Below are 15,473 nucleotides of genomic sequence, written 5' to 3' on the forward strand. Positions count from 1 at the left end.
GCGGTAGAGCCTGCGAATCACCTGCTGTCTCCGTTCTGCTGGGCACGCCACATCCGGGCGTACAGGCCTCGTCGTCCGAGGAGTTCCGCATGGGTGCCGTTCTCGACGACGCGGCCCGCCTCCAGCACGAGGATCTGGTCGGCGTGCTGGATCGTGTGCAGCCGGTGGGCGATCACGACCACCGTCTTCCCCGCGACGAGCCGGGCGAGCGCGTCCTGCACCGCGGCCTCGCTGTCCGGGTCGAGCGAGGCCGTCGCCTCGTCGAGCACCACGATCGGTGCCCGCGAGAGGATCGCCCGCGCGATGGTCAACCGTTGACGCTCGCCACCGGACAGACCGCCCGTCCCCGACTCCAGCACCGTGTCGTACCCCAGCGGGAGCCGCTTGATGACCTCGTCGATCTGTGCTGCTTCCGCGGCCTCCCTGACCTCCTCGTCGGTGGCACCGGGGCGCCCCACCCTGATGTTCTCGGTGACCGTGTCCCGCAGCAGGGTGACGTCCTGGAACACCAGGGACATCGACGCCAGCAGGGTCGTGGAGGAGATATCCCGCAGGTCCACGCCCCCGATCCTGATGGCGCCGGCCGTGACGTCGTAGAACCGGGGAAGGAGGCTCGCGATGGTGCTCTTCCCCGCGCCGGACGGCCCCACGATGGCGGTGACCGTGCCGGGCTCGCAAACCGTGTCGATCTCCGCCACGGCGTTGGTGACTCCGTCATAGGAGAAGGACACCCGGTCGAACTCGATGCGGTACCCCTCGGGTTGGCGGGGGTGGTCGGGTTCGGGCAGCGGTGGGTGCCTGAGCAGGCTGTCGATGTGGCCGGCGGCCATCCGTGCCATCCGGAGACCCTGGGCACCGTGGATCATCGGGCTGAAGGAGGTGGGCAGGCCCACTCCCACCACGAGGAAGGGGAGGAGGTCCGCCACGGGGAGCCAGCCGGCGGCCACGAAGGCCAGCCCGCCGGCCATCACCACCCCGAAGACCGCCATCTCGGATCCGAGCACCCGGTTCACCGCGGAACTCCTGCGGTGGCCCGCCATCCAGGCCCGGTAGGCCGCGGTGTGTTCGGCCATCGCGTCGGCGAACCGGCCCAGGACCCGTCCCTCCGTGCCGCCGAAGGTCTTGACCACGCCGATGCCGTCGACGTACTCCACGCTCGCCGCGCTGATCTGGCCCTCCGCCGCGATGAGACGGGACATGTGCTCGGGCAGCGAACGCATCGACATCCGGTAGGTGATCAGCGTCAGCACGGGCACGGCCAGGGTGACCAGGGCCATCCGCCAGTCCACCAGGAAGAGGTAGGTCGTTCCGACGACCACCGCCACCGCCGCGCCGAGCAGGCCGCCCAGCGCGTGGGCGAAGAGCTCGTGCATCTCCTCGAGGTCGTCGGTCATCGCCTTCTTGACCCGCCCCGACCCCGCCGCGCGGAACCAACCCAGCGGGACGGTGCCGAGTCGCCCGACGATCCGCACCCGGAGGCTGTGCAGCATCTGGGCGTCGGCCTTGTGCCCGACGTGGGTGGACAGGCCGAGCAGCAGGAGCCGGAGGAGCGCGCCGCAGGCGCCGGCGATGGCCCAGGCCCACACCGTGCTCGCCACCGGACCACCGGTGTTCCCCAGTACGGTTCGCGCGATCTCCGCGACGGCCACGAACGGCAGGAAGCCCGCGGCGGCCGCCACGGCGGAGAACACCGCGCAGGTGATGAGGTGGCGTCGCACCGGGCGGAGCATCCGGGCCGTGTCGCGGATCGGAAGCAGACGGGGCTCGTTCGGTTCGGCCCTCGGCTGCTGCTCATCAGATGCCGGGGCGCCGGCGGGCTCGAATTGCTCCGCCGTCGTCTCCGTGCTTTTCATGAGGATCCCTCGCTCCGCTCGTCCTTCACCTTCCCGTCCCGCGGCTCTCGACATCCTCCGTTGGTGGCGAGTGACGCGGGCGGCACCCGGGTCGGCCAACAGTCGCGGAGGGCACGGATCAGCGACTCCATGTCCTGCGACGAACGAATGACCGACGGTCAGTCACCAGTGAGGTTAGTCTAAGCTAAGACCACGCGACCACGGGGTCCCGTGACACCGGTGCCGACGCGTCGGCCGCGTGGGCTCGCCGGGCGAGCCCGGCGAGCGGTGGCGGGGCCTGTGCTGGGCGTGCGTCAGACCGGCTCGCGGGGAATCCACGGCGGCGGCGCGTCCTTGGTGTTGAGCCCCTTGTCGACGAAGGCGATGTTGCGGTAGCAGTGCACGCCCGAGACATACCGTTCGGTCATCGACGGCGTGTGTTCGTCCAGCGAGCGGTACTCGAGCAGGTTCAGCCCGTCGAGAAGCGCCTTGACCCGCTCCACCGAGGTGCCGGTCACCCCGCTGCCGGGCGGGCCGCCACCGAAACCCTCCCAGTACGAGGTGTGCATGTCCTCGATGACGTAGATCCCACCCTCCCTGACGTGGGGGAAGAGGGCGTCGAAGGAGGTCGACACGTGCTCGTTGACGTGGCTGCCGTCGTCGATCACGACATCGAAGGGCCCCAGTTCCTCGGCGAGCCGCCCCAGGAACTCAGGGTCGTTCTGGTCGCCCCGGATGGTGCGCATCCTCGGACCGCGGATGGTCGACTTGTCGTGGATGTCGAGTCCGTAGACGAGGCCCCTGCGGAAGTAGCGTTGCCACATCCGCAGGGATGCCCCACCCGCCGTGGGGTCGTCGTACCCGCCGACGCCGATCTCAAGGAGGCGCACCGGCTCGTCCGCCAACCGCCGGAAGTGCTCGGCGTAGTGCTGGGTGAACCAGTGGAGGAAACCCCACTTGTCGGAGCCGAACCGCACCGCGAGGTCGTCCAGGCTCACAGGAGCCGACAGGCAGCCGGAGAGCACGGCCTGGATCGCCTCGGCATAGGGCCGCTGCGCCTGGAACATCAGGTAGCTGTCCTCGCGCGGGTCCCGCCCAGGAGGGGTGAGCAGGGATTCGACCTGCCTGGTGGTCCCGGATGGCCTGGTGGCGGGGCCGTACAGCGCGGTGACGAGGTCGGCGATCTCGAAGCGGACCAGCGCACCGGGGTCCCCGGCTCGCCCGGCGGTCACCTCCAGCTCTCCCCCGTCGAAGGAGAAGGTGTGTTCCGACCTGCCCTCGCCCCGTCGTAGTTCGAGCACCAGCGTCGCGGTCACCCCGCTCGGCGGTGCGCACCGGCTGACGATCTCGTCGATGACCAGCGGTACCACCGTCTCCAACGTCAGTTCGTCGACCAGCGCGCCGATCTCGTCGGGGGGTCCCGCCGCGGCGCGCAGCAGGGCTTCGACCGTGTTGCCCGGGGCTTTCCTCTGCATCGGTACTCCAGGGATCGTCGTGGCTGGGGGCGGCCGACGTCCGCCCTCGGCAGCCGACCGCCTGGTTACAGGCTGATGGTCGCCACGGCCGAAGTCCCTGCGGTGGGACCGAAGACTATGCCGAAGGTGCCGCTCCGAGGCGGTGGCGCGAACCAGGGCGGTCCCCCGCGGTCCCCTCCCGCTGCCGTGGTCCACCCGCGCCCACCGGTCCACGGCCGTGTCGTGGTACCGCTCCGCCCAACTGGGTGGCCGACGCCGGTCCCCGTCCTGATCTCGCCTGGGTCCGGGGCGGTCGGTCACGGAAGGAGGCAACCATTAGCCCCGATCGTGTGATGGTCCGGGTGATCCACGATGAGTAATCTGATGACGACCACGACTCGTGTGGTCCAGAACGTGGTGAGGATTCGGTGGATCGCGTCCCGATCTGGGAAATCGAGCTGCCACGGTCGTTGGACTCGAATTGCCAGCCGATCCGATTGACCCCATTGTTCGCGGAAACAGCTGACCGACGGGCGACGGGGGCGGAATGGCCGCGAGAAACGATTCCACGCTGCGTGACTCCTTCGCGTTGTGCCGTCGGGTGCACGCCGTTGGCGACCGCCTGAGCTTCCTCACGGTGCGTGCGCTCCTGCCGGCCAGGACCCGCCCCCACGCGCACGCCGTCTACGCCTTCTGCACCACCTCGGACCGCATCGCCGACGAAGGGGAGACCCCGGGCTCACGGCGGAGGCACTTCCACCGGTGGGCCGAGGAGTCGTTGCGCGAGCTGCGCAGGGGGCACAGCGATCACCCGCTCCGCCGAGCGGTGGTGCACACCAGCAGAGAACGGGACCTCGACCCCACGCTCTTCGAAGCCTTCCTCGACGCGACGGCGCGTGACGCGGCCGGCCCCGCCGAATTCCCCACGTTCGAGGACCTCCGCCAGTTCCTGCGCGGGGTGGCCGGGGTGCCCGCTCTGCTGGGAGTGCGGCTCCTCGGCGTCGTCTCCGAGGAGGCCGATCGGCTGGCCTCGAAGATGGGGGAGGTCTTCCAACTGGTCGACATCACCCGCGACTTCCCGGTGGACCTGCCACGGGGGCGGGTCTACGTGGCGGACGAGGACCTGGCGCGGTTCTCGGTCAGCCGGTCCGAGTTCCGACGCGGCCTCCCCAGCCCCGCCCTCGACGACCTGGTGCGCCACCTCGCCTCCAGGGCTCGGGAGATGTGCCGGGAGGGGGCCGCCCTGGTGCACCACCTGCCCCCGGTCGACCGGCCCTTCATGGCCGCGGCGACCAGGGTGATGATGACGCACTTCGAGCTGGTCGACCGGGCTGGTGCCCGGGCCCTGCGCCAGCGGGTCGAGCTGTCCCGCTCCACCCAGGCCCTGGTGCTCGGGACGCACCTCCTCGGTGCCCGCCGTGAGAAGGGACGGTTCGGTTCGTGAGGAAGACACGTCCGTTACCCGGCTCGCCACCGGGGACACCCCCGCCCGAACCCCGCCCGGGCGTCGGAGCGGCACCCGGGACGGGTCCCGCGAGTGGCGGCCGGACCCGCGATTCCCCGGCACGCGGATCGGGTCCCGGTGGCCTCGGAGCTCTCGGGAACCCGCCCGACGTGGGCGGCGGCCCCCGTGCCGGCGGCGGAGTCGTCGCCCACCCGGCAGCCGGTGACCACGACCCCGTGCTGCTGGTCTCCTCGGTCAGCAGGTCCTACGGACGACAGCGGGTCCTGACCGACGTCAACCTGGGTGTCCGGCCTGGGGAACTGGTCGGGGTGGTGGGGGAGAACGGAGCTGGAAAGACGACCCTCCTCCGGATACTCGCCGGGCAGCTCCGCCCCGACGGCGGGACGGTGCGAGTGCGGGGTTCCCTGGGGTACTGCCCCCAGCAGGCGGTGGTGAACGAGGCCCTCACCGTCGGCCAACACCTCAGGCTCTTCCAGGTCGCCTACCGCCTCCAGAACGACCACCGCGCACGGGAACTGGCCGAGCGGCTCGGGCTCACCCGCTACGAGCGGGTCCCGGCCGGTGTGCTCAGCGGCGGGAACCAGCAGAAGCTGAACCTGGTCCTGGCGCTGATGCACGACCCCGCCGTGGTGCTGCTCGACGAGCCGTACCAGGGCTTCGACTGGGAGACCTACCTCCGGTTCTGGGACCTCGCCGACGACCTGCGGGCCAGGGGCCGCGCGATCCTGGTGATCTCCCACCTGGCGCACGACATCGAACGTCTGGACCGGCTGCACCGCCTCCGCGCTGGTGCGCTGCGCGGGCCGGGAACGGAGGACCGACGGTGAGAACCGCCGGGACGGTCGCCTGGCTGACGCTGTACGAGCTGAGCCGGAACCGGCTCGCCATGCTCCTGCTGCTCGTGTTCATCCCCGTGTGGATCAGCCTCGCCCACCTGGTGTTCTCGCCGGTACCCCTCGACTTCACGCACCGGTCGACGGGGACCCTGCTCCAGGTCAGCGGTCGGGAACTCACCATGATCAGCGGCTCGCTGAACGCGGTCACCCTGCTGATGGGGTTCCTGATGTTCAGCGCCACCCGGCGGGCGAGGATGTTCGACCGGCGTCTCACCGACGCTGGCTGCCCCCGGCGCGCGCTCCTGCTGGCCAAACTCGTGGCCCTGACCGTCGGCTCGCTCCTCGTCGCCGGCTGGGCCACCCTGGTGATGTTGGCCTACTGGGACGTGCGGCAGCCGTGGCTGCTCTACCTGGCCCTCGTGGTGTCCGGGCTCATCTACGGCGGGATCGGCATCGTCCTCGGGGTGTTCCTCCCGGACGACCTGGAAGGCATGTTCACCATCATCATGGTCAGCATCATCGACCTCGCCCTGCAGAACCCGATCGCGAATCCCGCCGCCGACGCGGCGCTCATCGTCTACCTGCCCAACTACGGCCCGATGCAGCTCGGGGTCGCCGCCGGCTTCACCGACCTCGTACCGCGTGCCCCGCTGCTGAACTCGCTGGCCTGGTGCGTCGGCTGCGGGCTCGTCGGCCTCGTGGTCTTCCACCTGCGCACCCGGCGGCACCATTCCGCCGAGGGCCCGTCGGGCACCCGACAGCAGGGGTGGTCCGACCCGGTCCGGCCCTGACCGACCTGGTGGCGCCCGGGGTCACGTCCCGGTCGGCGCGAGCGCGACGCCTGGCGCGGGTGTTCGCCCGCCGCGGCACGGGTACGACGGTTCGGTCCCGGGGGGTGCGCCACCCCTCAGGCCCGCGCGACTGGCGGTCGGTCGCCGAGAGCGTGGAGAGGAGCCGCCGCGTCGGGATCCGGGCCCCCGCCCCCGCCGCCTCCATGGAGCTCCGTCCTCGGCGTGGTGAACGCCCCGCCCCACCGGGGCGAGCCCGTCAGCGGCACCGGCAGCCAATGCCTCGTCGAGCTCGCCGTCGGGGCGGTCGTCGCGTCCCGGCCGGTGGTCCCAGGCGGTGACCCGTCAGGAACAGAACGGGTCCTCGTACTCGTCGAGCGCGATGACGGCCATCGCCGTCTCCACCCCGCCAGGGCGCAGGATGTGACGCATCCGCGCCACGTCGAGGAAGGCGTTGTCGAGCGGGTGGGCCATGAGTCGGGACAGCGCCGCCGCGTACTTGGCGGCGGAGTCCTCACCGGGCATCTCGATCGACATCTCCGTGCGGGTCTCGAACAGTTCGTGCGTGACCCCGTCGGGCAGCCGTTCCGGCGGCACCTCCTCGAGATCCACCGGGACCTTCACCAGCCAGTGCGGACCTTCCGGGGTGTGGTAGCGCCGCCGCTGCTCCCGGGTCTCGATCGCCGAGCACCGCCAGGGCGCCCCCGATACCCGTGCGCCCAGGCCGTCGGCCAGCGACGCGAGTCGGTTGACGACCTCCCAGACCGCCTCGTTGAGCTCGTCCCAGTCGTACCACGCCTCGTGGGTCTCGCCGCGCTCCGCGGCTCGGGCGGGGACGGCGGCGGACAGCGCGAACGTTGCCGGTGTCGCCTGTTCCCGCACCTGCGGCCACGCGTCGACGAACACGCGAGCGTCGTCGAGCGCGGCGTCCTCGGCCTGACGCTGGCGGCGGATCGCCTCCCGGTGGTTCCGCAACAGTTCCGGCGTGTCCTCAGGGTGCGCCAGGGCGTGCCGGACGAGGCGGACGGCCAGCCCGGCCCGGCGCAACGTCGCCACGAGCAGCGCCCTTTCCACCTGGTCGAAGGTGTAGCGGCGGTACCCGGTCCTGGGGTCGACCTCCGCCGGCACGACCAGGCCCTCGGAGTGGTAGAAGCGCAGGGTCTGTGCCGGAAGTTGGCACACCTGGCTGAAATCGCTGATGGACAACACACCAGGAGCGTGGACCCTGCGGTAACCAGAAGGTCAAGCCCGGCGGCGGTAGGAGTGCCCGGCGCCACTGCCGTTCCCGCCGGGGAGGCGCCCGGCGCACTCCCCGGGAGTGCGTGACGGCCGCGGCGCGAACCAGCGGCGGTGGGTGCGCTCGGCGTCCACGCCCCAGCAGGTGGCCGGCCTGGCCGTCCTCGGCCCGGAGGTGCGAGTTCCCTGGAACTTTCCCGGCTCCGCGTCCGACTGTGTACGTGGGGGACGACCGGGAGGGCGCGATGGTCTCGACGACAACGACCGACGACACTGGGCGGCGGCCTTCCGAGCCGCTGGCGGACCTGCGGGCCGCCGTACCGGACGCGGTCGCGGCTCTGCTGCTGACCGGGGCGATCTTCGCGTTCCTGCACCACCGGGTGCGGACCGGCGTCTCGGCCACGCTCGAGGTGATGCCCTACCTCGCCGACGCCAACGCCTACTGGATGTACTGGCTCTGCCAGGCCTTCGGCTGGTCAGCGCTGCTGTGGGCCTGGATGACGACGATGCTGGGCCTGGTGCGCTCCGCCCGGCCACCCCGCTGGCTCCCGGTGCCGCCCGCCCGGATCGAACGGTGGCACCGCACGACCAGCCTCACCACCATCGGCCTGATGTTCGCGCACGCCTTCCTCTTCTTCACGGAACTCGTGCGCACCAGGGAGCCTGGGGGCGGCTGGGTCGGCCGCACGTGGAACGCGTTCGTCGAGGCCTTCGTGCCCGGCGGCTACTCCTCCGGCACCGGACGGGTCGCGATCCTGCTCGGGTTGCTGGCGTTCTACCTGGCCATCCCGCTCAGCATCGCCTTCTACCTCCGGCACCGCACGGGCGGGAGGACGTGGCGGGCACTGCACCGCTTCGTCATCGTCGTCTACGTCCTCAGCGCCTGGCACACCCTGCTGTACGGCACGAACGTGTGGTTCGACGGGTGGCCGAGGACGACGCTGTGGCTGCTCCAGATACCCGTGGCGGTCCTGCTGCTGATCAGGCTGCTCGCCCCGGCCCGCAGGTCCGAACGCCTCCGCCGCCTGGCCGGCTGGCTGGCCGTCGGGCGGCGGGCGGTGGCCCTGCTGGCGGTGTCCGCGTCGATCCTCGTGGTGCTGGCGGTGGTGGTCACCGGACGGGACGGCGGTCGAACCCCCGGGATCGACGGCGCCGGCCTCTCCGTGCACCCGTGGATGGTGTGGCTCGGAACCGCCGTGCTCCTCGTCGCCATGGTGGTCGCGGTCGCCGTGGTCCGGGCGGCGGAGCGGAGGCGGGTGGCCGAGCGCGGTGGGCCGACGAGCTGATGTCGCGGGGGCCGCCGGCACCGGCTCGCGCCTCAGCCGCCCGCCCGACCAGCATGACCAACCGGCCCCCACGAACGCGGATCCGGCTCGGTACCGAACCCAGGTCCAGCCGGGCACGCCGTGCCCGTCTCGACCTGCGGACCGCCCTGGTGGGGAGCACAGTGGGGCACATGGATCGGATCGCCGACGTCTGGGGGCCGCGCACCCCGCACGGCAAGGGGACGGTCTGGCCGGCCAGGGTGGACGAGTACCTGGCCGACGGTCTGTCCGAGGACGAGGTGGACCGGTGGGTCCCCAGCGCCTGCGTGCTGTGCAGCAACGGGTGCGGCTGCGACATCGCGGTGAAGGACGGCCGGATGGTGGGGGTGCGGGGGCGGGCGACCGACGTGGTCAACCACGGCCGGCTCGGACCGAAGGGCCTCTACGGCAGCACCCCGTGGGCGTCGTCCCCCGACCGGCTGACCCGCCCCCTGGTGCGGGAGGCGGGGCAGCTGGTCGAGACCGACTGGGACACCGCGATGGGTCGGGTCGTGGAGGTCTCACGCCGGTTGCTGGCGGAGAAGGGGCCGCTGACCCACGGTTTCTACAGCACCGGCCAGCTGTTCGCCGAGGAGTACTACGTCCTCGGGGTCATCGGCAAGGCCGGGCTGGGAACGCCGCACATGGACGGGAACACCCGCTTGTGCACCGCGACCAGCGCGGCAGCCTTCAAGGAGTCCTTCGGCGCTGACGGGCAGCCCGGTTCCTACACCGACGTCGAGCACTGCGACGCGCTCTTCCTCTACGGCCACAACATGGCCGAGACGCAGACCGTGCTGTGGATGCGGGTGCTGGACCGCACCCGATCACCGGACCCGCCGGTGGTGGTCTGCGTGGACCCGAGGCGGACCCCGGTGGCAGTGGAGGCGGAACGCACCGGCGGGGTCCACCTCGCACCCCGGGTCGGCACGAACCTCGCGTTGATGAACGGGCTCACCCGCGAACTGTTCGCCAACGGCTGGGTCGACGAGCGGTGGGTCCGAGACCACACCCTGGGCGTCGAGGAACTGCGCGGAATCGTCGAGCCCTACACCCCGGAGGTGGTCGCGCGGACCTGCGGGGTCGACGCCGACGACCTGCGCAGGGCGGCCCGGATCTTCGGGGAGAGCCGCGACGTCCTGTCGACCGTCCTCCAGGGCTTCTACCAGTCCCACCAGGCCACCGCCTCGGCCGTGGCCGTGCACAACCTCCACCTGTTGCGCGGCCTGATCGGTCGACCCGGGTCCGGTGTCCTCCAGATGAACGGCCAGCCCACCGCCCAGAACAACCGGGAGTGCGGCGCGGACGGCGACCTGCCCGGATTCCGCAACTGGGAGAACCCGCGCCACGTGGGGGAGTTGGCGGAGCTGTGGAACGTCGACCCGTTGACCATTCCGCACTGGGCGCCACCCACCCACGCCATGCAGATCTTCGGCTACGCCGAGGAGGGCAGCATCGGGCTGTTGTGGGTCGTGGGAACCAATCCGGCCGTGTCCATGCCCGAGTCGGCGCGCATCCGCCGGATCCTGGGCGGTGACCAGTGCTTCGTGGTCGTGCAGGACCTCTTCCTCACCGAGACCGCGCGGCTGGCCGACGTGGTGCTACCCGCCGCCGGCTGGGGCGAGAAGACGGGAACGTTCACCAACACCAACCGGGTCGTGCACCTGTCCGAGAAGGCCGTCGAACCCCCCGGTGAGGCGAGGAGCGACCTGGAGATCTTCCTGATGTACGCCGACGCCATGGACTTCCGCGACAGGGACGGCGCGCCGCTCGTCCCGTGGCGGGAGCCCGAGGAGGTCTTCGACGCCTGGCGGGAGGCGAGCCGAGGTCGACCCGTGGACTACACGGGACTGACCTACGCCAGGCTGCGAGGGCCCACCGGGATCCCGTGGCCGGTCACCGAGCACGCCCCCGACGGAACGGACCGGCTCTACCACGACGGGGTGTTCCCCACCCGCACCGACGAGTGCGAGACCTACGGCCACGACCTGCTCACCGGCGCGGTCGTCACCGAGCAGGAACACCGGGCGATGCGCCCCGACGGTCGCGCGTTCCTCAAGGGAGCGCACCACACCCCGCCGCACGAGGAACCAGGGCCGGAGTACCCGATGCTCTACACCACCGGCCGGACCGTCTACCAGTTCCACACCCGGACCAAGACCGGCCGGTCCCCCTCGCTCCGGGCGGCGGCACCCGACGCCTGGGTCGAGCTGTCCGAGGTCGACGCCGCCCGGCTGGGAGTCAGCGAGGGCGACGTGGTCCGGGTGGAATCGCCGAGAGGCGCCATCGAGGTCAGGGCCCGGGTCGGGCGGGTGAGACCGGGAACGGTGTTCGCGCCCTTCCACTACGGCTCCTGGGACCTCGACGACGCCGATCCCGAGCACCAGCACCGGCAGGCCAACGAACTGACCATGACCGTGTGGGATCCGGTGTCCAAGCAGCCCTACTTCAAGACGGCGGCCTGCCGCGTCGTCCGGGTTCGCGGCGGTGACGGCCCCGCGCCGGCGCCCACCACGGCGGCGTCCGCGCCGGTCGGCGGTGGCGTTCCGGGGACGTCCGGCGGGGCGCCGACCACCACGCGGCTGACGGACACCCCGGGCTACCCGGACGACCCGGCGGTGGACGCGGCCGGCGGGACCGGAGGCCGATGATGCACCTCGCCACCTACGTGGGGCTGGCCCACCGGTCCGAGCGGACCCTCGCCGAGTCCCTCCGCGTCGTCGGGGAGGGCCACGCCCGCCACCCCGACGTGCTCTTCACCTGTCGCACCCTCGCCGGGTTCAGCGACGACCACGTGCGCCAGCTCGAGCCCGTCGCCCGCCGTTACGGCGAGCAGCACGGGGGCGACGTCGAGGAACCCGACCGCCTCCACGCCGCCGGGCTCGCCGAGGTCCGCTCCGGGCCGGTCGGCCTGCTCCGCGACCTCCAGGACCTGCACGTCCTGGGCACTCTTGTCCTGACCACCTGGACCGTGATCAACCAGGCGGCCCAGGGGTTGCGGGACCACGAGCTGCTGTCCATCGCGCGGAGCGCCAGCGGGCAGACCTCCCGTCAACTGTCCTGGTTGAACACCCGCATGAAGGCGGCCGCACCGCAGGCGCTGATCGTCGCGCCGTGACCGCGTGCGTCGCCCTCGGATCCGGTCACCACGTTCCCGGCCGGGGTTGGTGTCCCCGGTCCCTCCTCGTGGGCACCGGCGACCTCGGCGGGCGCACCGGCTCGTCGTGACGGGTCGCGACTCGAGGGCGGCCTGGACGGACCAGGAGCGCCCCGCTCCGAGGGGTGCGGCCCGCCGAGCGGGTCCGCGACCGAGGACGCACGGCGTCGAACGCGGACCGCCTCGTCCGACGAGGAACTCCCACCGACCCACCATGCCGGGGCCGTTGCCACCGGCCCTGCTCGGGACCCAGCGGGTAAGGACGCACCGCCTCGGAGTCGCGGTCTCCGAGCCGCGCACCGGGTGAGCGAGGCCGGGTACGACGAGGTCCGCGCCCACCCCGATGGCCGCCCGGTCCCCGGCGGGCGACGCCCGCTAGTCCTACCCGAGCACCGCCGCCTCGCCGACCGGGCCTTCCCGGAATGCCTCATCGTGAGTCGTCGCCCGGACCGCAGTTCCGTTCCGCCCGGCCAGGGCGATCGCCCTCGCCCGCTGGGGACCGGCGGAAACGGGGCGGATCGAGTGAGAACGCCGCGGTGAACGACGACGTGGTGGTGCCCCCGGCAGGATTCGAACCTGCGACCTCGGGATTAGAAGTCCCTCGCTCTATCCACTGAGCTACGGAGGCGTGCGCCAAACGCGCGGACAGGTTAACCGGTGTGAAGTCGGTGTTCAGCTTCAGCGGTGGACCGTTGCCGAGCCGGTACCTAACCGATGACGACCGCACACCTTCCCCGCGTGAGCCGGGGGAAGCCTAGTGGTCACCGCCCGGCTGACCGGCTCCTGGGCTGGCCAGGTGGAGATCGTTTTACCAGCCGAAACCCGGATGGGTTGCCACCTGATGCCGTGTCCGTGTGCTCTTGGTCACGGCGATTCACTCCCGGGCGGCTGACTCCGGTGCCGTCGCCGGGAAACCGCACGTGGCCGTAAGGACGGCCGGACCGAGCCGGGGACATCTGTCCTAGGCTCGCGCCGTGTCCCCCACACTCACCACGGAACGGGTCGAGGCCGACCGGAAGGAACCGGCTCGGCGCTCCGCCGTCGGCGTCCTCGCGGTCGTCCTGCCGGGTACGGTGCTCGCCGCGCTGGTCGCGGCCCTCGTCCTGATGCTGTCCGCGACCGACACCTACCTGGCGCTCGGCCTGCCCGATCCCGGGGACGTGGTCCGGTACGGGCTGCCCGTGGCCCGTGTCGTGGCGGAGGTCGGTGCCGCGGTCACCATCGGGTCGTTGCTGCTCGCCGCGTTCCTCACCCCTCCGCAGCGCTCCGGGGAGCTCGCCGCCGACGGGTTCGCGGCGGTGCGCATCGCGAGCTGGGCCGCCGCCGCGTGGGCGCTCGGCGCGGCGGTCACCGTGCCCCTCAGCCTCGCGGACGCGGTCGGGTGGCCGCTGGCGCGGGTCCTGGACTGGGAGATGTTCGGCGAGCTGCTGGGCCAGCTGGAGCAGGCGCGGGCCTGGGCGTGGACCGCTGGTCTCGCGCTGGCGGTCGCGGTCGCCTGCCGGGTGGTGCTCACGTGGTCGTGGGCCGTCGCCTGGTTCTTCCTGTCGTTGGCCGCTCTCCTCCCGGTGGCGATGACGGGGCACTCCGCCAGCGGAGGCGCGCACGACGTCGCCACCAACAGCCTCCTGTTCCACCTGTTCGGCACGATGCTGTGGGTGGGCGGCCTGATCGCCCTGGTCACGCACGCCCTGCGAGGCGGCCGTCACCTCGGTCTGGCGGCTCGACGGTTCTCCCGGCTCGCCCTGGTCTGCTGGATCGCCATGGGCGTCTCCGGCGTGGTGAACGCCCTGTCCCGCCTCCGCCCCGACGAGTTGCTGACCAGCACCTACGGTCAGCTGGTGGTGGCCAAGGCCGTGGCCATCCTGCTGCTCCTCGTCTTCGGCTACCTGCAACGGGAGCGGTCGGTCGCCGAGATCGAGCGCACCGGCTCCGCAAGGCCGCTGATCCGCCTCGGCGCGGTGGAGATCCTGTTGATGCTGGTCACGGTGGGTCTGGCCGTCGGTCTGGGACGGACTCCGCCGCCCAGGGAGGTGGCCAACACCGAGATCAGCGCGATGGAGCTGGTGCTGGGCTTCGAGCTCGACGGGCCGTTCACCTTCGGGCGGATGGTGTTGGACTGGCGTTTCGACCTGGTGTACGGGACGTTGTCCCTGGTCCTGGCCGGGTTGTACCTGGCGGGTGTCCGCCGGTTGCGGCGGCGGGGCGACGCCTGGCCGGTCGGGCGGACGGTCGCCTGGTTGGGTGGCTGTGCCACGGTGCTGATCGCCACCAGTTCCGGTCTCGGCAAGTACTCGCCGGCGATGTTCAGCGCCCACATGGGTGCCCACATGATGCTGGCGATGCTCGCCCCCATCCTGTTGGCCCTGGGCGGTGCGGTGACCTTGGCGCTGCGCGCCCTGCCCACCGCCGGGAAGGACGGCGCGCCGGGGCCGAGGGAGTGGCTGCTGGCGGCCGTGCAGTCGCCGGTGACCCGGGTGCTGGCCCACCCGCTGGTCGCGCTGGTCCTGTTCGTCGGGTCCTTCTACGGCCTCTACTTCTCGGGGTTGTTCGACGTGGCCCTGGACCAGCACTGGGCGCACCTGGCCATGAACGCCCACTTCCTGGTGACCGGCTACCTGTTCTACTGGCTGGTGATCGGGGTGGACCCCGCGCCGCACCGGTTGGCGCCGATGGGGCGGCTCGGTCTGATGTTCGCGTCGATGCCCTTCCACGCGTTCTTCGGCATCATCCTCATGGGGTCCAGCACCATCATCGGGGAGTCCTTCTACCGGGGGTTGTCCCTGCCGTGGGTGTCCGACCTGTTGGAGGACCAGCGACTCGGCGGTGGGTTGTCCTGGGCCAGCGGGGAGGTCCCGGTCCTGGTGGTGATCGTGGCCCTGCTCGTCCAGTGGGCGCGCAGCGACGCCAGGGACGCCGCTCGTTCCGACCGGCGGGCCGAGTCCGACGGGGATGCCGACCTGGCCGCCTACAACCGGATGCTCCGCGACCTCAACGGCCCCGGGAAGTAGCGGAGTCGCCCTCGCGGACCTCGGCCGTCGTGTTCCGCCAGCGGGCGAGGCGGTGGGCTGGGGTCGGGCGGCGTTCGAGCATCTCGGCCTCGCGGGGCGTGCCTGGCGCGACGGCCTGGACGCGGTGGCGGGAACCGCGCGTCGCCGGTGTGCGCCGCTGGGTGGTCGTTCCGGTCGACGCACCCCCTCACGGGTGAAGGGGTGTCGCCTCCCACCCGAGTTGTCCACAGCCCCCGGTTATCCACAAGGCGGCCGGCGGTGAGCTGCCGGGAGCCCTCTCGATGGGCCAGCCTGGCTTCCGGAAAACGAACACGAGGGGGCGGGGCGGACCACCGGCGTCCACGGCGGTGCGGCGGACCGCCGTCGGCGCGCGGTGTCGGTGCCTGCCCGGCC

10 protein-coding genes and 1 tRNA gene are annotated in these 15,473 nt (G+C 71.7%); 7 read left to right on the forward strand and 4 right to left on the reverse strand.

Going from position 1 to position 15,473, the window contains the following annotated elements; all coding sequences use genetic code 11:
* Nucleotides 1-17: 17 nt before the first annotated feature.
* The gene (locus tag G443_RS21950) at nucleotides 18-1,853 is read right to left on the reverse strand and encodes an ABC transporter ATP-binding protein (protein WP_026418557.1); all 1,836 of its coding nucleotides are present in this window, start codon (nucleotides 1,851-1,853) and stop codon (nucleotides 18-20) included.
* Nucleotides 1,854-2,146: 293 nt separating this feature from the next.
* Nucleotides 2,147-3,307, reverse strand: a complete 1,161-nt coding sequence (locus tag G443_RS21955; RefSeq protein WP_026418556.1) for a class I SAM-dependent methyltransferase — start codon at nucleotides 3,305-3,307, stop codon at nucleotides 2,147-2,149.
* 526 nt (nucleotides 3,308-3,833) lie between these two features.
* On the opposite strand from G443_RS21955, the gene G443_RS21960 reads away from it, so the two are divergent.
* The 3 genes from G443_RS21960 (at nucleotide 3,834) to G443_RS21970 (ending at nucleotide 6,378) form a co-directional block, all read left to right on the forward strand.
* A complete protein-coding gene (locus G443_RS21960) occupies nucleotides 3,834-4,730 on the forward strand; it encodes a phytoene/squalene synthase family protein (RefSeq protein ID WP_026418555.1) in 897 nt (298 codons plus the stop codon).
* Nucleotides 4,731-4,900: 170 nt separating this feature from the next.
* A complete protein-coding gene (locus G443_RS21965; RefSeq protein WP_245533480.1) occupies nucleotides 4,901-5,578 on the forward strand; it encodes an ABC transporter ATP-binding protein in 678 nt (225 codons plus the stop codon).
* The gene (locus G443_RS21970; protein ID WP_026418554.1) at nucleotides 5,575-6,378 is read left to right on the forward strand and encodes a hypothetical protein; all 804 of its coding nucleotides are present in this window, start codon (nucleotides 5,575-5,577) and stop codon (nucleotides 6,376-6,378) included. The genes G443_RS21965 and G443_RS21970 overlap by 4 nt, the downstream gene beginning before the upstream one ends.
* 342 nt (nucleotides 6,379-6,720) lie before the next feature.
* On the opposite strand, the gene G443_RS21975 is transcribed toward G443_RS21970, so the two are convergent.
* Nucleotides 6,721-7,584 (reverse strand): MerR family transcriptional regulator, encoded by an 864-nt coding sequence (locus G443_RS21975; RefSeq protein WP_016697326.1) that lies wholly within the window; start codon nucleotides 7,582-7,584, stop codon nucleotides 6,721-6,723.
* Between the two features lie 272 nt (nucleotides 7,585-7,856).
* On the opposite strand from G443_RS21975, the gene G443_RS21980 reads away from it, so the two are divergent.
* The 3 genes from G443_RS21980 (at nucleotide 7,857) to G443_RS21990 (ending at nucleotide 12,033) form a co-directional block, all read left to right on the forward strand.
* Nucleotides 7,857-8,897, forward strand: a complete 1,041-nt coding sequence (locus G443_RS21980; RefSeq protein WP_051313896.1) for a ferric reductase-like transmembrane domain-containing protein — start codon at nucleotides 7,857-7,859, stop codon at nucleotides 8,895-8,897.
* Nucleotides 8,898-9,067: 170 nt separating this feature from the next.
* Nucleotides 9,068-11,566, forward strand: coding sequence for a molybdopterin oxidoreductase family protein (locus G443_RS21985; RefSeq protein ID WP_035291902.1), 2,499 nt, complete (start codon nucleotides 9,068-9,070; stop codon nucleotides 11,564-11,566).
* Nucleotides 11,563-12,033 carry a hypothetical protein gene (locus tag G443_RS21990; protein WP_308208872.1) on the forward strand — a complete coding sequence of 157 codons (471 nt, stop codon included), beginning with the start codon at nucleotides 11,563-11,565 and terminating at the stop codon, nucleotides 12,031-12,033. Before G443_RS21985 ends, G443_RS21990 begins: the two co-directional genes overlap by 4 nt.
* 591 nt (nucleotides 12,034-12,624) lie before the next feature.
* Here G443_RS21990 and G443_RS21995 read toward each other — a convergent pair.
* Nucleotides 12,625-12,700 (reverse strand) — tRNA-Arg (locus G443_RS21995).
* 346 nt (nucleotides 12,701-13,046) lie between these two features.
* Between G443_RS21995 and G443_RS22000 the strand changes: the two genes are divergently transcribed.
* Entirely contained in the window at nucleotides 13,047-15,080 is a 2,034-nt protein-coding gene (locus G443_RS22000) for a bifunctional copper resistance protein CopD/cytochrome c oxidase assembly protein (protein ID WP_026418551.1), read from the forward strand.
* Nucleotides 15,081-15,473 lie beyond the last annotated feature (393 nt).

Origin of the sequence: Actinoalloteichus caeruleus DSM 43889 (assembly GCF_000429185.2) — a bacterium.
Lineage (GTDB): Bacteria > Actinomycetota > Actinomycetes > Mycobacteriales > Pseudonocardiaceae > Actinoalloteichus_B > Actinoalloteichus_B caeruleus.